The organism is Microbacterium sp. Leaf288, assembly GCF_001422925.1.
Lineage (GTDB): Bacteria > Actinomycetota > Actinomycetes > Actinomycetales > Microbacteriaceae > Microbacterium.
In genome coordinates, this window is record NZ_LMNI01000001.1 from 176,014 (window position 1) to 196,549 (window position 20,536).

Annotated in this window: 22 protein-coding genes; 17 read left to right on the plus strand and 5 right to left on the minus strand. The window is 69.9% G+C overall.

What is annotated here, in order from left to right; genetic code table 11:
- Window position 1 precedes the first annotated feature (1 nt).
- The 6 genes from ureB to ASF40_RS00715 all read left to right on the plus strand — a co-directional run bounded on the left by ureB (window position 2) and on the right by ASF40_RS00715 (window position 5,289).
- Window positions 2-334 carry an urease subunit beta gene (gene ureB / locus ASF40_RS00690; protein WP_056365018.1) on the plus strand — a complete coding sequence of 111 codons (333 nt, stop codon included), beginning with the start codon at window positions 2-4 and terminating at the stop codon, window positions 332-334.
- Window positions 334-2,037, plus strand: coding sequence for an urease subunit alpha (locus ASF40_RS00695; protein WP_157549325.1), 1,704 nt, complete (start codon window positions 334-336; stop codon window positions 2,035-2,037). Before ureB ends, ASF40_RS00695 begins: the two co-directional genes overlap by 1 nt.
- Window positions 2,037-2,711 (plus strand): urease accessory protein UreF, encoded by a 675-nt coding sequence (locus tag ASF40_RS00700; RefSeq protein ID WP_056365020.1) that lies wholly within the window; start codon window positions 2,037-2,039, stop codon window positions 2,709-2,711. Before ASF40_RS00695 ends, ASF40_RS00700 begins: the two co-directional genes overlap by 1 nt.
- On the plus strand, window positions 2,704-3,465 hold the full coding sequence (ureG, locus tag ASF40_RS00705; protein ID WP_056365023.1) for an urease accessory protein UreG: 762 nt from the start codon (window positions 2,704-2,706) through the stop codon (window positions 3,463-3,465). The genes ASF40_RS00700 and ureG overlap by 8 nt, the downstream gene beginning before the upstream one ends.
- Window positions 3,462-4,193 (plus strand): urease accessory protein UreD, encoded by a 732-nt coding sequence (locus ASF40_RS00710; RefSeq protein WP_056365026.1) that lies wholly within the window; start codon window positions 3,462-3,464, stop codon window positions 4,191-4,193. Before ureG ends, ASF40_RS00710 begins: the two co-directional genes overlap by 4 nt.
- Window positions 4,194-4,263: 70 nt before the next feature.
- Entirely contained in the window at window positions 4,264-5,289 is a 1,026-nt protein-coding gene (locus ASF40_RS00715) for a HoxN/HupN/NixA family nickel/cobalt transporter (protein ID WP_056365031.1), read from the plus strand.
- Here ASF40_RS00715 and ASF40_RS00720 read toward each other — a convergent pair.
- Window positions 5,280-6,098: an MIP/aquaporin family protein gene (locus tag ASF40_RS00720; RefSeq protein ID WP_082496776.1), complete on the minus strand. Its 819-nt coding sequence runs from the start codon at window positions 6,096-6,098 to the stop codon at window positions 5,280-5,282. The genes ASF40_RS00715 and ASF40_RS00720 overlap by 10 nt on opposite strands.
- 192 nt (window positions 6,099-6,290) lie before the next feature.
- Here ASF40_RS00720 and ASF40_RS00725 point away from each other — a divergent pair, with 192 nt between their 5' ends.
- Window positions 6,291-7,862: a molybdopterin-dependent oxidoreductase gene (locus ASF40_RS00725; RefSeq protein ID WP_056365032.1), complete on the plus strand. Its 1,572-nt coding sequence runs from the start codon at window positions 6,291-6,293 to the stop codon at window positions 7,860-7,862.
- On the opposite strand, the gene aztA is transcribed toward ASF40_RS00725, so the two are convergent.
- A complete protein-coding gene (gene aztA / locus ASF40_RS00730; RefSeq protein ID WP_056365035.1) occupies window positions 7,846-8,493 on the minus strand; it encodes a zinc ABC transporter ATP-binding protein AztA in 648 nt (215 codons plus the stop codon). The two genes, ASF40_RS00725 and aztA, sit on opposite strands and share 17 nt — an antisense overlap.
- A gap of 65 nt (window positions 8,494-8,558) precedes the next feature.
- Between aztA and aztB the strand changes: the two genes are divergently transcribed.
- From aztB to aztD, 4 genes are read left to right on the plus strand one after another with little or no spacing between them, the layout of a single operon-like run.
- Window positions 8,559-9,392, plus strand: coding sequence for a zinc ABC transporter permease AztB (gene aztB, locus ASF40_RS00735; protein ID WP_442922679.1), 834 nt, complete (start codon window positions 8,559-8,561; stop codon window positions 9,390-9,392).
- 57 nt (window positions 9,393-9,449) lie between these two features.
- The gene (locus ASF40_RS00740) at window positions 9,450-10,682 is read left to right on the plus strand and encodes an ABC transporter (RefSeq protein WP_235560084.1); all 1,233 of its coding nucleotides are present in this window, start codon (window positions 9,450-9,452) and stop codon (window positions 10,680-10,682) included.
- On the plus strand, window positions 10,679-11,602 hold the full coding sequence (gene aztC / locus ASF40_RS00745; protein WP_056365041.1) for a zinc ABC transporter substrate-binding protein AztC: 924 nt from the start codon (window positions 10,679-10,681) through the stop codon (window positions 11,600-11,602). Before ASF40_RS00740 ends, aztC begins: the two co-directional genes overlap by 4 nt.
- 28 nt (window positions 11,603-11,630) lie before the next feature.
- Entirely contained in the window at window positions 11,631-12,845 is a 1,215-nt protein-coding gene (gene aztD / locus ASF40_RS00750) for a zinc metallochaperone AztD (RefSeq protein WP_056365044.1), read from the plus strand.
- Window positions 12,846-12,988: 143 nt separating this feature from the next.
- Here the strand turns inward: aztD and ASF40_RS00755 are convergent, their stop codons facing one another.
- From ASF40_RS00755 to ASF40_RS00765, 3 genes are all read right to left on the minus strand, one after another.
- Window positions 12,989-13,831, minus strand: coding sequence for a hypothetical protein (locus ASF40_RS00755; protein ID WP_056365047.1), 843 nt, complete (start codon window positions 13,829-13,831; stop codon window positions 12,989-12,991).
- A 271-nt stretch (window positions 13,832-14,102) separates the two neighbouring features.
- Complete coding sequence (locus ASF40_RS00760; protein ID WP_056365050.1) at window positions 14,103-14,861, minus strand: class I SAM-dependent methyltransferase; 759 nt, start codon at window positions 14,859-14,861, stop codon at window positions 14,103-14,105.
- Between the two features lie 135 nt (window positions 14,862-14,996).
- Window positions 14,997-15,371: a cyclophilin-like fold protein gene (locus ASF40_RS00765; RefSeq protein ID WP_157549331.1), complete on the minus strand. Its 375-nt coding sequence runs from the start codon at window positions 15,369-15,371 to the stop codon at window positions 14,997-14,999.
- A gap of 180 nt (window positions 15,372-15,551) precedes the next feature.
- On the opposite strand from ASF40_RS00765, the gene ASF40_RS00770 reads away from it, so the two are divergent.
- From ASF40_RS00770 to ASF40_RS00795, 6 genes are all read left to right on the plus strand, one after another.
- Window positions 15,552-16,475 (plus strand): helix-turn-helix transcriptional regulator, encoded by a 924-nt coding sequence (locus tag ASF40_RS00770; RefSeq protein WP_056365055.1) that lies wholly within the window; start codon window positions 15,552-15,554, stop codon window positions 16,473-16,475.
- Complete coding sequence (locus tag ASF40_RS00775) at window positions 16,472-17,278, plus strand: LLM class F420-dependent oxidoreductase (protein WP_056365058.1); 807 nt, start codon at window positions 16,472-16,474, stop codon at window positions 17,276-17,278. Before ASF40_RS00770 ends, ASF40_RS00775 begins: the two co-directional genes overlap by 4 nt.
- Window positions 17,279-17,300: 22 nt before the next feature.
- Window positions 17,301-17,939, plus strand: coding sequence for a SemiSWEET family sugar transporter (locus ASF40_RS00780; protein ID WP_056365063.1), 639 nt, complete (start codon window positions 17,301-17,303; stop codon window positions 17,937-17,939).
- 177 nt (window positions 17,940-18,116) lie between these two features.
- Window positions 18,117-18,545 (plus strand): hypothetical protein, encoded by a 429-nt coding sequence (locus ASF40_RS00785; protein ID WP_157549334.1) that lies wholly within the window; start codon window positions 18,117-18,119, stop codon window positions 18,543-18,545.
- A 183-nt stretch (window positions 18,546-18,728) separates the two neighbouring features.
- Window positions 18,729-19,622: a formylglycine-generating enzyme family protein gene (locus ASF40_RS00790; RefSeq protein WP_056365068.1), complete on the plus strand. Its 894-nt coding sequence runs from the start codon at window positions 18,729-18,731 to the stop codon at window positions 19,620-19,622.
- A 63-nt stretch (window positions 19,623-19,685) separates the two neighbouring features.
- Window positions 19,686-20,258, plus strand: coding sequence for a YdeI/OmpD-associated family protein (locus ASF40_RS00795; protein ID WP_056365070.1), 573 nt, complete (start codon window positions 19,686-19,688; stop codon window positions 20,256-20,258).
- Window positions 20,259-20,536 lie beyond the last annotated feature (278 nt).

Genomic DNA, 20,536 nt, shown 5'->3' on the forward strand with positions numbered 1-20,536 from the left:
AATGGCATCAGGATCCGCATCCGGACCGGGCGCCATCCGGGTCCGCCCCGGATGGATCGAGCTCAACGCGGACCGCACCGACGTCGAGCGGCTCGAGCTCGTCATCCTCAACACCGGCGATCGGCCCGTGCAGATCGGCTCGCACATCCACCTTGCCGACGTGAACGCCGCGCTCGAGTTCGATCGCGCCGCGGCCGCGGGATTCCGGCTGGACATCCCCTCGGGCACGTCCGAGCGATTCGAGCCCGGCGTCTCGAAGCGCGTCGCCGCGGTGACACTGCGCGGACACCGACGTGTTCCCGGCATCCAGATCCGCTCGACGGAGGTCGACTGATGGTGCGCGTCGACCGGGAGCGGTACGCCCGCATCTACGGGCCGACCACGGGAGATCAGATCCGGCTCGGTGACACCGACCTGTGGATCGAGCTGGAGGACGATCTCACCGTCGGCGGCGAAGAGGCGGTCTTCGGCGGCGGGAAGTCGATCCGCGAATCGATGGCGCAGAGCACCGTCTCGCGCGCTGACGGCGCGCTCGACACCGTCATCACCAACGCCGTGATCCTCGACTGGTGGGGCGTGGTCCGCGCGGATGTCGGCATCCGTGACGGGCGCATCGTGGGCATCGGTCGCGCCGGCAACCCCGACATCGCCGACGGGGTCGACCCGCGGCTCGTCATCGGCCCCTCCACCGACGTGATCTCCGGCGAAGGCAAGATCCTCACCGCGGGGGCCATCGACTCCCACGTGCACCTGCTCTCCCCCTCGCAGATCCACGAGGCCCTCGCGACCGGCATCACGACGATCGTGGGCGGCGGCACGGGACCATCCGAAGGCTCGAAGGCGACGACGGTCACCCCCGGCGCCTGGCACCTCGAGCAGATGCACCGCTCCCTCGACCGTCTGCCGGTGAACGTGCTGCTGCTCGGCAAGGGGAACACCGTGTCGGCCGCGGCCTTCGAAGAGCAGGCCCTCGCCGGCGCGGCCGGGTACAAGGTGCACGAGGACTGGGGATCCACGCCGGCGGCGATCGACGCGAGCCTGCGCGCCGCCGAGGAGTGGGGACTGCAGGTCGCCCTGCACAGCGACTCCCTCAACGAGGCCGGCTTCGTCGAGTCGAGCATCGCGGCTATGGCGGGACGCAGCATCCATGCCTTCCATGTCGAAGGCGCGGGAGGCGGCCATGCGCCCGACATCCTGTCGATCGCGAGCCTGCCGTACGTCATCCCCGGGTCGACGAACCCGACCCTGCCGCACACCGTGAACACCGTCGCCGAGCACCTCGACATGCTGATGGTCTGCCACCACCTCAATCCGGGGGTGCCTGAGGACCTCGCGTTCGCGGAGTCCCGCATCCGTGCCACCACGATCGCTGCGGAGGACATCCTCCACGACATGGGGGCGATCTCGATCACGTCCTCCGACGCGCAGGCCATGGGCCGCATCGGCGAGGTGATCACGCGCACCTGGCAGGTCGCGCACGTCATGAAGGCCCGGCGCGGGTCGCTGGGCGAGAGCCTCCCCGCCGACAATGAGCGCGCCCGGAGATACGTCGCGAAATACACCGCCAACCCCGCGATCGCGCACGGGATCGACGGCGAGGTCGGCTCTGTCGAAGTCGGCAAGCTCGCCGACCTGGTGCTGTGGGACCCGCGTTTCTTCGGGTTCCGCCCGAGCGTCGTCGTCAAGGGCGGCGGACTGGTGTGGGGGGCGCTCGGCGACCCGAACGCCTCGATCCCGACGCCCCAGCCGGTGCTGATGCGCCCTTCGTTCGCGGACGCGATCGGCGGTTCGCTCTCTGTCTCGTTCGTCGCGCCCGCGGCGCTGGACGCCGGCCTCGAAGAGCGGCTGGGACTCACGCGCCGCCTGCTGCCGCTGGCCTCGACGCGCGCGGTCGGCAAGGCCGACATGCGCAACAACGACGCGCTCCCCCGCATCGACATCCGGCCCGACACGTTCGACATCTCGATCGACGGCGAGCGCGTGGAGCCCGCGCCCGCCGCACGCCTGCCCTTGGCCCAGCTCTACCAGCTGTTCTGATGCCGCCCCTCTCCGCCTCCACCGCCGCCCTGCTGCTGGCCGACGCGCGACTGCCCTCGGGCGGTCACGCCCACTCGGCGGGGGTCGAGCCCGCGGTGATGGCGGGGGTGGATGCTGCGCACCTCGGTGCGTTCCTGCACGGCAGGGCCGCGACCACCACCCTCGTCGAGGCCGGCACCGCGGTCGCCGCCCGCCACGCCCGCCTCGCGGGCGGCGATCTCGACGCGGTCGAGGCCGCGTGGGCCGCCCGCACCCCGAGCAAGGCGCAGCGCGATGCCGCACGGCTGCTGGCACGCGGGTACCTCCGCGTCGGCGGCATGCTGCTCCCGGGCGACGAGGCCATCGCCTCCTGGCGGCAGCGTCCGACCCCGCCGCCGCGCCCCTGCGTGCTCGGCGTCATCGCCGCCGGGCTCGACATCGCGCCGCTCGAGCTCGCGCGACTCGTCGTCTACGAAGACATGCAGGCCGCGACTGCCGCCGTGCTCAAACTCGAGCCGCGCGATCCGCTCGAGCTCGTGTCGCTCGTGGTCGAACTGTGCGGTCGCGTCGAGGGTCGCCTCGCCGCGATCGCCGCGATCACCGGCCCCGCCGACATCCCCGCACTCACCGCACCACAATCCGAAGCGTGGGCCGAAGCCCACGCGCGATCCAACAGGAGGCTCTTCCGTGCCTGAATCCGCCGCATCCCGTGCTCTGCGCCTCGGCGTCGCCGGTCCCGTCGGCACCGGCAAGTCATCGCTCATCGCGACGATCTGCCGTGCCCTCGCCGACGAGATCCGCATCGGCGTCATCACCAACGACATCTACACCGATGAGGACGCCCGCTTCCTCCGGTCGGCGGGCGTCCTCGAGCCCGAGCGCATCATCGCCGTCGAGACCGGCGCGTGCCCGCACACCGCGATCCGCGACGACGTCACGGCCAACCTGCTGGCCGCCGAAGACCTCGAGCGCGCGTTCGCGCCGCTCGACATGGTCGTGATCGAATCCGGCGGCGACAACCTCACCGCCACGTTCTCGCCCGCCCTCGTCGATGCGCAGATCTTCGTGCTCGACGTCGCCGGCGGCGGCGACGTCGCTCGCAAGGGCGGACCCGGCATCGGCCGCGCGGACCTCCTGGTCGTCAACAAGACCGACCTCGCCCCCTATGTCGGCGTGGACGTCCCGCAGATGGTCGCCGATGCCACAGCCGCACGCGACGACCGGCCCGTACTCGCCCTGTCGCGCACCGACGCCCCGTCGGTGGCCGCGCTGCGCGCGTGGGTGCTCTCCGTCCTGGCCGCACACCGCGCCGGCTCGCACATCCCGCAGGACCCGGGCCCCATGGCACCCCACTTCCACGCCGATGAGGACGGCACCGGCTTCCTTCACACCCACGAGGACGGCGAGGCGCCGCACGCGCACAGCCACGCCGATCACGTGCACCCGTGATCCCCACCGTCGTCGACATCTCGCCCCGCGGGGAGGGGGTGTCCTGTCTGCTGGAGGGCGAGCTCGTCGTGCCACGCCTCGTGCGGCGGCACGGGAGATCGGTCGAAGTGGCGCTGGTCGCCGGGCGCGCCATGCTCCTCCCCGGCGACGACGTGCGAATTCGGATCACCGTCGGCGAGGGCTGCACTCTCCGCCTCGTCGACATCGGCGGCCTCGTCGTCTACGGGCGTCCGGGCGAGACTGGCGACGCGTCGCAGTGGCACGCCCGCGTCGACGTCGAGCCCGGTGCGCGGCTCGCCTGGGACGGTCTTCCGACCGTGATCACGGATGCCGGTTCCCTCACGCGGTCGCTGACCATCACGCTCGGCCGCGATGCGTCGGCGGTCTTGCGCGAGACCCTCGTCCTCGGCCGCACCGGAGAGCGCGGAGGCCGGCTCACGGCGAACACGGATGTCTCGGACGCGCGGGGCCCCATCGTCCGCGAAGCCCTCGAGGTGCGCGGCGACTCCCGCGTGCCCGGCATCCTCGGAGCGAACCGGGTCATGGACAGCATCATCTCCGTCGGCGACCAGGCGCATGTCGCCGATGTCCCCGGGGCGACCCGCCTCGAGCTCGACAGAGCAGGGTCGGTGGTGCGCTATCTCGGCGAGTCTGCGCACGACAGCCCGCTGGGCGGCGTCCTCCTCGACGCCGCTCTGCTCGACCGGGAGCCTGCGCATGTCGTTTGAGAACACGAAGGAATCGGCACGCTCGGGGGCGGAGCCTCTTGCCACCGATGAAGCCGGGAACGAGGCATCCATGAATCGCATCACACCGACCGCGCGCCGCGTGCTGATCGTCGCCGGCGCACTGCTGCTCGTCAGCTGGGCGCTGTTCACGATCGTGGTGCTGCCCGCGGACTATCAGGCCGGGACGTCCACGTTCGGGATCGGTCTGGCCGTCACCGCCTTCGTGCTCGGCATGCGCCATGCGTTCGACGCCGACCACATCGCAGCCATCGACAACACCAGCCGCAAACTGGTGGACGACGGGAAGGACCCTTCGAGCGTCGGCCTGTGGTTCGCGCTGGGGCATTCCACCGTCGTGCTGGTCGCGGTCGGTCTCGTCACCGCCGGCGTCGGAGCGCTGACCGCCCAGATCGGGGCGGAAGGTTCTCCGCTGGAGATCTTCACCGGCGTCTGGGGCCCGACGGTGTCGAGCATCTTCCTCCTGGCCATGGCGACGGCGAACCTGGTCATCCTCGTTCGGCTTCTCCGTCGCGCGCGGGGGGACGCCGCCGGTGAGGGCGCCCTGCCCGGTGGTGTGATCTCGCTGCTCATCGCGCGGACCGCGGCGACCCTGGATGCCCCGTGGAAGATGTTCGTCGTGGGCCTCCTCTTCGGGTTGGGATTCGACACCGCCTCGACGATCGCGCTGCTCCTGATCGCGGGCGGGGCGGGCATCGTCATGCCGTGGTACGCCGCGATGGTGCTGCCGCTGCTGTTCACCGCAGGGATGGTGACGTGCGACGGCCTCAACAGCATCGTCACGGCGGGGCTCTACCGATGGTCGGCGGATCGTCCCGAGAGGCGGCGACGCTACAACGCCGCCCTCATCCTGCTCTCGGTCACCGTCGCATTCATCGTCGGAACCGTCGGCCTGTGCGGCGTGCTCGTCGACTCCGCCGGGGTCCGGTGGGCGCCCGTCGAGGCCATCGCGGAGACGAACCTCGATTCGTTCGGACTGATCATCGTGGGGACGCTGCTCATCGCCTGGCTCATCAGCTGGATCTTCGCCCGCTCGCCCCGCACGGCCGGAAGGCCCAGATCATGGCGTCAGGTCTGATCCGAGCTGCCGGTCTCGGTGAAGAGGTTCCCCTGCGCTGCAGCGGAGCCCGACTCGCCCCCACCCCGTCCCCGCAGGACGAACGCGATGCCGACCGCGATCACAGCGCCGACAAGTGGGCCGGCGACGTAGACCCAGTAGTCGGTGAACGTGAGACTGGCGAGATCCGGGCCGAAGGTTCTGGCCGGATTCATCGATGCTCCTGAGATCGGGCTTGCCCACAGACCCGCGAGGGCGATGTACCCGCCCACGCCGAGCGCCCCGAAGATGCCGATGTTCTGGGCCCCGGACGCCGTCCCCAGGATGACGCTCACGAGACCGAGGGTGAGCACCGCCTCCATGACGAAGGCGGGCCCCGCACCATACGACTCGGCAGGGTAGTTCGAGCCGTAGGTGGCCGACACTCCGACCACCCATTGCAGGAAGAGCGCCGCCAGCGTCGCGCCGGCGAGCTGGGCGACGATGTAGCCCGGCACTCTTCGCCACGGGAAGTCGCGCCTCAGCGCGAACGCGATGCTCACGGCCGGATTCAGATGCGCACCCGACACCTTGCCCATGAACAGGATGATCCCCATCACCATCAGCGCGGGTGCGACGACCGCGGCCGCGCGCGAGATCGTCCCCGGGAACGCCTGCCCCATCATTCCGGCGCCGGCAGCCACGAGCACCAGCAGAAAGGTGCCGTACAGCTCGGAGACCAGGCGCCGCCACTCCTGATGCGGATCACGGAAGTCCGCCATCGGGCCTTCCATGTCTCGATGGACCCATCGCAGGAACTCTTGCTCGGTGCGCTCGATTCCACCGCTCATGACGACGCTCCATCCCTTGTGAAACCGGCGAGGTGAAGGGACCCGGCGCTCACAGTAGACCTTCGGGCGGGCCGTCGCCACCGGTCTCTCCGCTCGGACGAGCCGGCGCCCCGCGGAACCGGCGCCTCAGATCCGATCGGAGCGGTGCTCCGAACAACCGTCGAGCACTCGGCTCGTGGATGGGGGTGCACGGTGACCGTACGTCGCCCGCGCAGGTTCTTCGCGCTCGCCGCGCTCGCAGGCGTGGTCAGCGCAGCGGTGTTCCTCGCGGCTGCCGAGGTGCTCGCCCTCTTGGTGGCGCACGATGCCAGTCCGATCCTGGCCGTCGGATCGTTCGTGATCGACGTCGTGCCGCAACCGCTGAAGGAACTCGCCATCTCCACGTTCGGCGAGTTCGACAAGGTCGCCCTGCTGGCAGGACTCGGGCTCGCGGTGGTGATCGCCTCCGCGATCGCGGGGGTGCTGCAGTTCGTGAGGCCGCCCCTCGGCGTCGTCGCGCTCGGTCTCGCCGGGGCGCTCTCGGTCGCGGCGATCGTGACACGGGCCGGCGCCACCCCGCTCGCGTTCCTGCCGCCGGTGATCGGAGCGGTCGCGGGTTCGATCGTGCTGGTCGTGCTCTGCCGGTGCCTTCGAGGATGGCAGAGTGCGATCGTTCCGCCGGAGCCTGGTGAGCAGGCGAGCACGAGTCGCTCGGGTGTGGATCGGCGCCGGTTCTTCGTCATCGCCGGTGTCGCCGGTGCATCCGCGGTGATCGTCGGCGTGACGGCGAGAGCCGTGAGCATGGCCACCTCGTCCGTGGAGGCGGTTCGGCGTGCCTTGCGCCTCCCCGCGGCACGATCGACCGTGACGGTGCCTGCGGGCGCGGAGTTCGACATCCCCGGCCTCACGCCCCTGTTCACGCCCAATGGGGACTTCTACCGGGTCGACACGGCCCTCACCGTGCCCACCGTGAATCCCGACAGCTGGCGGCTGGTGGTCGACGGCATGGTCGACCGACGTGTCGAGCTCGGCTTCGAGGAGCTGCTCGCGATGGGGCTGGACGAGTACGCGATCACGCTGACCTGTGTGTCCAACGTGGTCGGCGGCGAGCTCGTCGGAAACGCCATGTGGCTGGGCGTGCCGGTGCGCGACGTCCTCCGCCTCGCCGGGCCGCGATCCGGCGCCGACATGGTGCTCTCTCGCAGCGTCGACGGCTATACGGCCAGCACCCCGCTGTCCGCCCTCACCGATGACGGGCTCGACGCGATCCTCGCCGTCGCGATGAACGGCGAGCCGCTGCCACTCGAGCACGGATTCCCCGTCCGGATGGTGGTGCCCGGTCTCTACGGCTATGTCTCGGCCACCAAGTGGCTGACCGAGCTGAAGGTCACCACGTTCGCGCAGGACGAGGCCTACTGGACGCCCCGCGGCTACAGCGCGGAGGCGCCGATCAAGTTCTCGTCGAGGATCGACACCCCGAAGATCGGCAAGCCGGTCGCGGCGGGCCGCATCCCGATCGCCGGCGTCGCATGGGCGCAGTCCGTCGGCATCCAAGGCGTCGAAGTGCGCATCGACGACGGCGCCTGGCAGCCCGCGACACTCTCGACTCCGATCAACACCGACACGTGGGTGCAGTGGTTCCTGGAATGGGATGCCGCACCCGGCACTCACTACGTCTCGGTGCGGGCGACGAACAAGAACGGCGAACTGCAGCGCGAAGAGGTGGCACCGATCGCGCCGAACGGGTCATCGGGCTGGCAGAGGTCTCTTATCTCGGTGACCTGATGCCCGCGTCGAGGCGAACCACGACGTCCGCAGCATCGATCACCGCTTGATCGTGACTGACGCACACCACGGCGACGCCGCGATCCGCCTCCGATCTCATCGCACCGAGGATCCGTCTCGCGCTGTCCAGGTCGAGCGCGGTCGTGGGTTCGTCGAGCAGGAGGGCGTCGGCTCGGCGCGCCAACCCCTGCGCGAGGAGGGCCCGCTGCTGCTGTCCTCCCGACAGCGCCGGGAATGGCGCCCGCTGGAGGGTGGTGAGGTCGAGGCGATCGAGGGCGGCATCGACCGCCTCTCGTGCCGCGCGATCCAGCCGGCGCCACGCGCCGACCCGCCCCCACGCTCCCACAGTGACGACATCGCGCACGGTGAGCGGCAGGGTCGGCGAGATCGCCGCGCGTTGAGGCACGAAGGCCCGTGACGCCGCGCGAATCGCGACGCTGCCTGCACGCGGTGCGATCGTTCCCGCGAGCACCTCGAGCAGCGTCGACTTGCCGGCGCCGTTCGGCCCGGCGATCACGGTGAGGGTGCCCCCAGCCGCGTCGAAGTCGACGTCACGCAGTGCCGGCGTCCCGGCATGGTCCACGAAGACCGCGCGCAGAGACAGCGCTGCGGACGTCGTTCGGAAGGGCACGAGCTCAGCCTAACTGATTTTGAGAATCGTTCTCATTAACGCTACGGTCGTCGCTCGTGACCTTCATGACCGATCCGTTCACCCTGGAGTTCGTGCAGCGCGCCCTCCTCGGCGGCGGCCTCGTGGCCGTGCTGTGCGGTGTCGTCGGCACCTGGGTCGTCGCTCGCGGCATGGCGTTTCTGGGCGAGGCTCTCGGCCACGGAATGCTCCCGGGCGTCGCTCTGGCGACCCTGTTCGGTGTGCCCGTGCTGCTGGGCGCGGGCGTCAGCGCAGTGGCGATGAGTCTCGGCATCGGTGCGCTGCAGCGACGCGGGCGACTCTCGTACGACACCAGCATCGGCATGCTCTTCGTGGCCATGCTCGCGGCCGGCGTGATCGTCATCTCGCACTCGGGAAGCTTCGCGACGGATGCCACGGCCATCCTCTTCGGCGACATCCTCGCGATCTCGACCGAAGATCTGGTCGTGCTCGCCTGGGCGACGGGTATCGGCCTCGCGGTCGCCGCGGTGGCGCACCGCTCCCTCGTGGCGCTCGCGATCGACCGCAGAGTGGCGGCGGTGCTCGGGCTCCGGCCGAAGATCGCACAGGCCGCGCTGGTCGGCCTTGTCACACTCGCGGTGGTCGCGTCGTATCAGGCCGTGGGCTCGCTCCTGGTGGTGGGTCTCCTCATCGCGCCGGCCGTCGCCGCCGGCCACTGGACTCGCCGCCTGCCGTCCACCATGGCCCTCGCGTGCGGCTTCGGCATCGCCGCCGTCGTTCTCGGCCTGCTGCTGTCGTGGCACGCGGGAACCGCCGCCGGCGCCTCCATCGCCCTCACCGCTGTGCTCCTCGCGGCGGCCTCGTGGGCCGCGCACGCCGCTCGTGTGCACACGCTCACCACGCGCGGCGCCTTGGCCTGACCGAGAGGTCGGCGCCGCAGCATCCACCCCCCATCCGACGAAGGAACGAAAGCCCCCGTGCCCCACAGATCTGCCCCGTTGACCGCCATGCTCACGCTTGCCATGCTCACGCTCACCGGCTGCGCGCGTGCCGAGGCCGACGCGCCCGCCGCGAGTCCCGAATCCACCGGCCATGGCGCCGTGGCCCGTGCGACCGAGATGAGCGAGCCTCCGCTCGCCGTGGTGACGATCGACCCGGGCGGCACCGTGCGCCAGCTCGACCTGCTCGACGAGTCGGTCGCGGAGCTCGGCGAGGTACCGGTGGCATCTCGCGCGAGCAGCGACGGCCGCTACGTCTTCGCCGACGGTGGCGACGGGCTCTCGATCGTCGACAGCGGCCGGTGGACGTGGGACCACGTCGACCACTTCCACTACTATCTCGCCGCACCGAACATGCTGGGCGAGGTGCCGGGCCGCGGGCCTGCGACCGTGGCGACGACCTCGTCGTCGACCACCGGCGGTACCGGGGTCTTCTTCGCCGAGAGCGGCGAAGCGGTGCTCCTCGACACCGCGGCGATGTCGAGAGGCGAACTCGTCGAGCGATTCCGCCTGGAGGTCGACCCCCACGACGGCTTGGTCGTGCCGATCGGCGGGTACGCGCTGGTGACACAGCCGCAGGCCGGGGTGGCGGCATCCGTCTCGGTGCTGGACGAGGATGGGATGCCGCAGCCCGGCGCCACCGCCGACTGCGCCGACGCGCGGGGCACTGTCACGACCCGTGTCGGTGCGGTCATCGGATGCGCCGACGGCGCGCTCCTCGCGACCCTCGTCGACGGCGGCGTGGAGCTCGAGCGGATCCCGTACCCCGCGGGCACGGCGGCTCCGCCGGCGACGGCGTTCGCGGGACGGGACGGCCGGCCCACGGTCGCCGGTCCGGCAGGAGACCAGGGCATCTGGCTGCTCGACACTCGCGAGCGCACCTGGACGCTGCTTGCGGTCGACCGACCGATCGTGCAGGCGACCGCCGTCGACGACGAGGCCCAGCACGTGCTCGCGCTCGCTGTGGACGGGCGGGTGCTGGTGATCGACGGGAAGACGGGGGCGTTGCTGTCGCAGACCGGGCCGCTGGTCGCGGACTCGCTCGCGACGGATGCCGGCAGCCCGACGCTGATCGCCGACCAGGCCCGCGCCTACCTCAACGGGCCGGCGGAGCAGGTCGTCTACGAGATCGACTTCGCCGACGCCGCCCGCATCTCGCGGACCTTCGCGACACCGACGGAACCCGCCCTGTTCGCGGAGACCGGTCGATGAGCCGGCGGGTGCCCGCAGCGCTCACCGCGCTGCTGACGGCCGGGCTCGCCGCATCCGTCCTCGCGGGGTGCGCGCCGGCAGACGATGAACGCCCGCTCGTCGTGGTGTCGACGAACATCCTCGGCGACGTCGTGGACCGGCTCGTCGGCGACGACGTCGAGGTGATGACGCTGATGCGGCCGGACGCCGATCCGCATTCCTTCGAGATCTCCGCACAGGATGCCGCGCGCCTGCGCACCGCCGACCTGCTGGTGTCGAACGGTCTGGGCCTCGAGGAAGGGTTGCAGCAGCACATCGACGCCGCCGTCGCCGAAGGAGTCGACAGCTTCGTCGCGGGCGAAGCCATCGCAGTGCTCGCATACGCCTCGGGCGATGCCGCCGGCACACCCGACCCGCACTTCTGGACCGACCCGGGCCGCATGATCGATGTCGTCGAAGCACTCGCTCCGCGCTTGTCCGCCCTGTCGGGGGTGGATGCAGGCGGTATCGACGCGCACGTCGACGCCTACCTCGCCGAGCTCGCAGCGCTCGAGGACGACATGACGACGGCGTTCGAGACGATTCCCGCGGAGCGCCGGGCACTGGTCACCAACCACCATGTCTTCGGCTATCTCGCCGAACGCTTCGGGTTCCGCATCGTGGGCGCCGCGATCCCCGGCGGTACGACACTGGCCGCGCCGAGTGCGGCCGACCTCGCCGACCTGGTGACCGCGATCGAAGAGAACGACGTGCCGGCGGTGTTCGCCGAGTCGTCCTCGCCGGACCGGCTGATGCAGGCCCTCGCGGCGGAGACCGATACGCACGTGGAGGTCGTGGAGCTGTACACCGAGTCGCTCACCGCCTCCGGCGGCGGCGCGGAGGACTACCTGACCATGATGCGCGAGAACACGCAGCGCATCGCCACCGGGCTCACGCGATGAGCCCCACCCCCAAGAAAGAGGAACACCCATGCGCACACGCACGCTGCGCCGCGCCGGCCTGATCGCCGTCGCCGCCGGTGCCGTCGCGACCCTCGCGGCCTGTTCATCCGCTCCTGCCGCGGCACCCGTCGACGGCGGAGCCGAGACGCCGACGGCCACCGCGGCAGGGCCCCGGATCGCGCTCTCGTACGAGGGCGGCATCCTCGTGCTTGACGGCGAGACCCTCGAACCGGTGGCCGACCTCGCCTCCGAGGAGTTCACCCGCCTCAACCCCGCCGGCGACGGCCGCCACGTGCTGGTCACGATGAGCGAAGGCTTCCAGGTGCTCGACACCGCGGCGGGGAGCACCGACGAGCCGGAGCTCACCGATCTGATCTTCGCGGCCGACACCCCGGGCCACGTGGTCCGCCACGGCGGCAAGACGATCCTCTACGCCGACGGCACGAGCGACACCACCGTCTTCGACACCGACGCACTGCTCTCGGCCGACGGCGAGCTGCCCGCCACCGAGACGGTGCCCGGCGTCGAGGCGCACCACGGCGTCTCGGTCGTCCTCGAAGACGGCACCTTCCTCACGACCGTGGGCGGCGCCGACGGCCGCACCGGCGTCTCGGCGCGCGATGCCTCCGGCGCAGTGATCGCCACGAGCGACGCCTGCCCCGGCGTGCACGGCGAAGGGACCGCCGCCGACGAGGCCGTCGTCTTCGGCTGCGAGAACGGCGCACTCCTCTACCGCGACGGCGAGATCCTCAAGCTCGACGCCCCCCACCAGCCCTATGGCCGCATGGGCAACGCGTACGTCAGCGAGACGAGCCCGCTCGTCGTCGGCGACTACAAGAACGACCCGGATGCCGAGGGCTACCTCCTCGGAGCGGTCACCGTCATCGACACCGAGGCCGGCACCCTCGAAGTCGTCGACCTGCCCGAGGGCGTCGAGTACACGTTCCGCGACATCGCCCGTGGGCCCGAGGACCTCGCCTACATCCTCGCGAGCGACGGATCCATCCACGTCTTCGACCCCGCCACCGGCGAGATCACCGACACGTTCCCCGCGATCGAGGCATGGGAGGGCCCCGCCCAGTGGCAGGACCCGCACCCGGCGATCGTCGTCCTCGGCGACATCGCCTATGTGACCGAGCCGGCCGCGGACGCGATCCACGCCGTCGACGTCACGACCGGCGAGATCGTGGCGTCGACGACCCTCGACGTCGCGCCGAACGAGATCGCGGTCACCGCCGGCTGATCCACGGCGAGGGCGGGCTCCACGTCCGCCCTCGCTGTCCATGTCGATTCGCTCGAGAGGGGCCGGCGCCGAAGAGCGATCGCCGTGGAGGTGCGGGCATGATCAGGATGGCCATCGCCCCTGCTCGTCGTGGTTCGCGGAGGTCAGCGAGCCCAGATCGAGACCAGTGAAGCGATGAAGGCGGGAAGCGCCGCGAGTAATGCCACCGCGAGCAGGATCCGTCCGATCAGGACCCCCATCCTCGACGCGCGGGCTGCGAGCAACGCCGGCAGCAGGCGGGGGAATGCCAGCGCGACGAGTCCGGCAAGAGCGAGCAGGACTCCGAGCGGCCACAGCACGACAGCCGGGAGCAGTGGGACGGTCGTCGCCGGCCAGTTGCGTCGCGACATGAGTGGAAGGCTGCGGCTCAATCGCCCCGCGACTGCCGCGAGGAACGCGCCCTGCAGCACGGCGAGCCCGGCGAAGAGGAGCACCGCGAGCCATCCAGGCCCGACGATGTCGAAGTCGATGTTGTCGGAGCGCAGAGGATCGATGAAGGGCGACACGGTCACGAGCAGCAGGACACCGAAACCCGGGCCGCGCAGTCGTCCCGGGGGAAGCCACGGTTCCACGAGGAGATACAGCAGCGCCGATGCGAACGCGAACGGTATCGCGCCGAAGAGAAGATAGCCGAGCGTCCCCTCCAGCGTGATGAACCCGACGAGCTCCCCCGCTTCCGTGAGCCGCCCCCTCGCCTGCGGTGAGGTGACAGCCAGCAGACGCATCACCAGCCGCCCGCCCGCGCCGGTCACGAGGATGCTCGAGGCCGTGGCCGCGACCAGGAAGACCGACACCCACCACACGTAGTAGCGCAAGCCGGCGCGATGACGTCGTGTGGGTGCATCCGCCCCGGGAAGGTGCGGCACGGTGAGCCGCTCGCCATTCCACAGGATCGCGAGCACCACCCCCGTGATCAGCAGCGCCCCGCATACGATCACCAGGAACATCTGACACCCGCCTCACACGCAGGAACCGGCTATCGCGAAGCTACTCCCGCGTGCCCTGCCGCAGTAGTGGGATCAGCCTCGGGATCGGCGTGAAGTTCGAGCTGGTCGAGCAGGGGTTCGAGCTCTCGCTCCTCGAGATGCCGGCCGGCACGACTGCGTACCGATCCTGAGGGACGTCCTGTCGCCGCGGACCTACGTCGCGGAGGGCGCTCAGCAGATCCCCTGCTCAGGTCTGGCGAGGCGATCGAGACGCGACACGAACGCCGGCCCCTCAGGCGTCCCGCATCAGGCGATAGACCGATACGTGACTGTTGGATGCCGCGGTGAACGCGCTGCGGTCCCAGTCCGCCCATCGGGACTCGAGCTCGAACCCTGCGAGGCGCGCCATGAGGTCCAGCTCGCTCGGCCAGATGTAACGGTGCGGGGACCTCCCGATCCGCGCTTCGCGACTGCCGGTGATCTGCGCGTCGAAGGACACGTGATGCGAGACGACCAGCTGTTGCAGAGTGTCGTACGTGTCGACGAGGAGATAGCCGGGCTCGCTCACCTCGAGAGTGCCACCGTGCCCCGGCACGAGTGCGCGCAGCTGGGGCACCCACAGTTCGATCACGAACCGCCCCTCGGGACGCAGGTGCCGGGCGGCGTTGCGGAAGCACTCGACCTGCTCGTCCTGGGTGAGCAGGTTCGAGATGGTGTTGAACACAAGATACGCGAGCGCGTAGCCGTCACCCGCGCTCGCTGTCGTCATGTCGCCCTGCACCACCGGGAGATCATCAGGTGCGACCTTCTCCCGCAACCGGGCGAGCATCGCGGTCGACAGCTCGATGCCGGTCACCGCCACCCCTGCCTCGGCCAGCGGAATCGCGACCCGGCCTGTGCCGATCGCGAACTCGACTGCCCGGCCATCTCCGGCCAGCTCTGACAGCACCTCTACCGTCGGCCCCAGCACGTCGTCGCTGAACATGCCTTCGCCAGGAGTGTCATAGTTCTGGGCGACATCGTCGTCCCAAATCCTCTGCTGATCGACCATCACGTCATCCTTCCAGTCGCCGCGCACCCGTCAAGCTCCGTGGTGTGACAGTGCCCACGCCGTCAGATGCGCGTGGGCCGGTGCTGGCCGCGTCCTCAGGGAGGTGCACGTGGGCGTTGTCGGTTCGCGCCGGTGTCAGGTCCTCGAACCGAGTGTCAGTTCAAGGGTGCAGTCGCGCCCGCAGTCGACGAGCTCGTCCAGCCCAGTGGTGAGGTGGCCGAGGAGGGTGAGGCCGTGGTCGGGGACCGCGGACCCATCGGTGAGGAAGACGACGATGCTCTGCTCGGCGGTGACGTAGGCGACGTCGCCGGCGCGGTACTCGTTCATCGGCGCGGCGTGGTCGGCCGGGAGGGGCGTGGGCAGCTGCGCGAGCGCGGCGGTGCCCATCCGGTCGTGGAATGTCACGGTGAGGGGAAGAAGCGCGGCGATCTGCGCGGCCGTGGCGGAGTCGTCGAGTGCGACGGATGCCTGCGGCGGAGGGACAGCGCCGGCAGGGGCAAGGGTAGGCATCGTGAGGAGCAGGAGTGCGGCGACGACGCTATTGAGAACGCGTTGGGGTGCAATTCGGAGCAGTGAGAGCTGGGGCATGCTGCCCAGCCAACGGCTCGCCGGACACGGGCGGGAGTCCCTGGTCTGACGTGCCCTAGCAGGGCATCCCAGTGCGGTGGCTGGTCGACCTAGCCTGTGTGCATGGACAACCGTTCCGAGGTGCGCGACTTCCTGATGTCGCGGCGAGCCCGGGTGGAGCCCGAAGATGTGGGCTTCGCGCGGGGTGCCGATCGTCGCGTGCCGGGGCTGCGCCGGGGTGAGGCGGCCGCACTGGCAGGGGTGAGTGTCGAGTATTACGCCCGTCTGGAGCGGGGGCAGATCGCCGGCGCGTCCGGGGCGGTGCTGGACGGCGTCGCCAGGGCGCTGCGGATGGACGATGCCGAGCGCGAGTACCTGCACCGGCTTGCGCACCAAGCCGCAGGGACGACGACCGGCGCCCGCCGGGCCGGGAAGCCGGCGCCGGTATGGCGGCCGTCGCCGAGCATCCAGTGGTTCCTCGACTCGATGCAGTCCGCCGTGGCGATGGTCGGCAACGGCCGCACGGATCTGCTGGCCTGGAACCCGCTCGGCGGCGCGCTCATGGACGAGATGCTCGCAACGGCGACCAGCACGCCGCCGAACTTCGCTCGGTTCATCTTCCTGGAACCTGTCGCCCGTCGGTTCTACCCGGACTGGGAGGCGATCGCGGGCATCAACGTCGCGCAGCTGCGCACCGAGGCCGGACGCGACCCGCACAGCAAACCGCTGCACGACCTCGTCGGAGAGCTGTCGACACGCAGCGATCACTTCCGGACTCTGTGGGGCCGCCATGACGTGTGGGAGCACCAGTCCGGAGTAAAGCGTTTCCACCACCATGCGGTCGGCGACCTGACTCTCCATTTCAACGGGCTGGACCTGGTGGGCGAATCAGGGGTGCAGCTGACGGTGCTCACCGCGGAACCGGGCTCACCTGACCATGACGCGCTCCAACTGCTGGGCGGGTGGGCCTCGTCCACCTCACGCCGTAAGCCTCCGCACCCGACCGACGTGGAGAAGACGCGGAGAGAATCCGGGGAGACGGTATGACCAACCGACCGGTGCGCATTGCGGTGCAGCTGCAGCCGCAGCACGCGACATATGAGACGATCCGCGACAGGGCGGCCGAGCTGGAGGAACTCGGCGTAGACATCCTCTTCAACTGGGACCACTTCTTCGCGCTCAACGGTGACCCCGACGGTGAGCATTTCGAGTCGTGGACGATGCTCGCTGCGTTGGCCGAGCAGACCCGCCGAGTCGAATTGGGCGCCCTGGTGAACTGCAACAGCTATCGCAACGCGAACCTGCAGGCCGACATGGCGAGGACCATCGACCGGATCAGCGCCCACGGGACAGGGCGAGGCCGGTTCATCTTCGGGACCGGGTCGGGCTGGTTCGAGCGCGACTACGACGAGTACGGATACGCGTTCGGCACCGTCGGACAGCGTCTGGACGCCCTCGCCGAGAACCTCCCCGTCATCGAGGAACGCTGGGGGAAGCTCAACCCGCCGCCCACCCGCAGGATCCCCATCCTCATCGGCGGAGCCAGGGAGAAGAAGACGCTGCGCATCGTCGCAGCCCACGCCGACATCTGGCACAGCTACAGCGACATCCCCACCCTGGAACGCAAACTCGCTGTCCTCGCCGACCACGGCAGCGCCATCGGCCGCGACACCTCGGAGATCGAGATCTCCGCCGGCGTTCTCGACTCCATCGCCCACCGATCCTTTCAAGACGCCGACGAGCTCCACCAGATGGGGACGACATTGTTCACGATCGGGCTCTCCGGTCCCGACTACGACCTCACCGTCGTGACCGACTGGCTCGCCTGGCGCGACCAGAAGAACGCCTGACCGCGATCCGAACGAGACAGTCATGACGATGGCGGACTACCCCGGATGGGCGGGCACCCTCACCGCCATCCTGCTCGGACTGCCACAACTCATCCGGCTCGCGCGGACGCGAAACGTCGAGGGACTTTCACTGCCGGCGTGGCAAGCGTTCCTCGCCGTCGGCATCGGGTGGACCGCCCACGGCATCACGATCGGCCAAGCGCCCCAGATCGTCGCCAGCGCCCTCTCCCTCGCCTCGACCATCCCGATCCTCTACCTGCTGTCACGGCACCTCCACCGGAACTTCCTCCTCACCCTGCTCCCCGGCCTCGTGCTGGCCGCGATCATGATCGGCATCGACCAGATCTTCGGCTCGGGCGCCTACGGTGCCGTCGCCCTCATCCCGGCGGTGATCGCGAACGCCGGCCAGAGCGTCGCCCTCATCCGCGCACCGCACGTCGGCGGAGTGTCCGTGCTGTTCCTGATCCTGGCCGTGCTCAACCAAGTGCTCTGGCTCGCCTGGTCCATCCTCGTCGCCGACCTCGGCACCATCATCGCCGCCGGCACAACGGGCACCATCGCACTCTTCAACCTCATCTGGTACACCGCCCGCCAACTCGGCGTTCCGCCGATCTGGCCGACTACCGCATCACCTGAGCGCGAGCTCTCCCGCCCCGGATGAACCCAGGGTCGTAGCATTCGTCCGCGTCCCTGGCAACCCCACCCCGATTTCATGCTCGGTCACGGGTGGCGCGCATACGATTGCGCGATCGCACGACGAAGGGAGACGAGAATGACCGACACCCAGGGAAACTCCGAAGCCACACAGGCGGCGCGAGACGCCGCCGAGCGAGTGCGCATGTCGGCCGCCGACGGCGCCGAATCGTTCGGCGCCACGGCGGAGCAGATCGCTGACGAGGTCTCGGCCGGCGCGCAAGCCGCGAAGAGCGATGTCGCAGGAACCGTGAGCGACCTCGCAGACACGGTGAGCGAGAAGGTCGGGGACGTCGTCGATGGAGCCAAGAGCGCTGCGTCCGAGGCGAGAGCCGCGGCCGGAAAAGCCGCTGATGCCGCCGTCGATGCCGCGAAGGCCGCAACCGCGAGTATCAAGGATGCGGCCGACAACGTCGATTTCGACAGCCTTGCCGCCCAGACCAAGACGGTCGCGGCGGAGTGGACGGACAAGCTGAAGCAGACCTATCGCGAGCGTCCCGGCCTGGTGATCGCCGCAGCTGCGGGCGTTGTGGTGGTGCTGGGCGCGATCGTGCGTTCGATCGGTCGTCGCTGACACTCACGCTTGCCTGCATCCAAGCCGAAGCGGCTTGGCGGCCAATGCACGGCGTGCGTCGCCACGGCCCAGCAAGACTGTCGATGCTCAGGCCCCCTCCCTCGGCTGCGCGGGCGAGACGCGGGCGGCGATCTGGTCGGGTGCGGTGGGTACGGTGGGGCTGTGGCAGTGGATACGCAGCGGATGGTGTTGATCGAGGGTGGCACGTTCCGGATGGGTTCGGAGGAGTTCTATCTGGATGAGCGGCCGATGCATGAGCGCACCGTGGAGCCGTTCCGGATCGATCGGTACGAGGTGACGAACGAGATGTTCTCCGTGTTCGTCGATGCCACCGGGTATGTGACCGTCGCGGAGCGGGAGTTGGATGCTGCGGGCTTTCCGGGTGCGGATCCCGCCGACCTCGTCCCGGGGTCGATGGTGTTCACCCCGACGGCGGGTCCGGTGGATCTGGGTGACTGGCGGAAGTGGTGGCGGTGGCAGCCGGGCGCGTTCTGGCGGCGCCCGTTCGGACCCGGATCATCGATCGACGATCGGATGCAGCATCCTGTCGTTCACGTCGCGTTCGAGGACGCGACCGCGTACGCCGCGTGGGCGGGGTCGCGGCTGCCGACGGAAGCGGAGCATGAGTTCGCGGCCCGCGGCGGGGCGGATGGCGAACGGTTCGCGTGGGGTGCGGATCCGTACCCTGGCGGGGTGCCGCAGGCGAATTCGTGGCTGGGCCGGTTCCCGTATGACAACCAGGGGGTCGGGGGGACGGCAGAGGTTGGTTCGTATCCGGCGAACGGATACGGGTTGTTCGACATGATCGGGAACGTCTGGGAGTGGACGAGCGACTATTACACGCCCAGGCACGTGAGGCTGTCGGATCGTCCGGTCGATCCGCAGAAGCGGCGGAATCTTCTGGCGCGGGCGAGCGCCGACGAGGCGTTCCCGGCGACCGCACGCCGCGTGTTGAAGGGCGGGTCGTTCCTGTGCTCGCCGGAGTACTGTCTGCGGTTCCGGCCGGCAGCGCGTTCGCCGCAGTCCGAGGACACGGGGATGTCGCACATCGGGTTCCGGTGCGCGCGCGACGCGTAAGGATTCGCATGCGGGTCGTGCCCCAATGGGGAACCTGTCGGCGCCAGGGTCTACCGTTCGAGAATGGTCGCCGCCTCTGCCAAGCCCGAGTTGCACGTGAACACCGTCGAGGAATGGGAGCGTTGGCTGGAGTCCGGTCCTGATCCCGACGGAGTGAGGCTGCGCGTCCGCAAGGTGGCGTCGAACAAGCCGGGCATCACCTATGCCGAGGCGTTGGACGTCGCATTGTGCTTCGGCTGGATCGACGGGCAGAAGCAGTCGTTGGATGCCGACTACTTCCTGCAGGTCTTCACGCCGCGCCGGCCGCGCGGGGTGTGGTCGAAGGTCAACATCGAGCACGTCGCCCGCCTGATCGAGGAGGGCCGGATGCGGCCCGCCGGCCACCGCGAGATCGAACGTGCGAAGGCGGACGGGCGATGGGACGCCGCCTATCGTCAGCGCGACGGCGAGGTCCCGCCCGACCTCCAGGCGGCACTGGACGCCGACCCCGCGATCGCCGCCGCGTTCGCCGCGCAGTCCGCGCAGAACCGCTTCGCGATGGCCTTCCGCGTGAGTAGCCTGAAGCGCCCGGAGACCCGTGCGGCCCGCGTCGCTCAGTACGTCGCCATGCTCGCGCAGGGCGAGACGATCCACTGAGTCGCCCGGCGAGAAGTCGACCGCCTCCAATCCTGCTGCGTGCGACGACGGCGGGGGTCGAGCGGTGGTCGGCGCGGCTGCGCCATGGATCGGCCGCTGCTGCGGGTGTACGTTGCACCCGTGGACGGGTCCTCGCACCGCTCGGATGCCGACCGCGAGTTGAGTGAACCGCGCGCGAGTGCAACGAACGGTCCGGAACCCGAATCGCGGACGCCGGTCAGTCCTGCGTCTGCGACGCCGCCGCCTGCACGCAGCCGGCGGTCGCTGTGGCAGCGAAT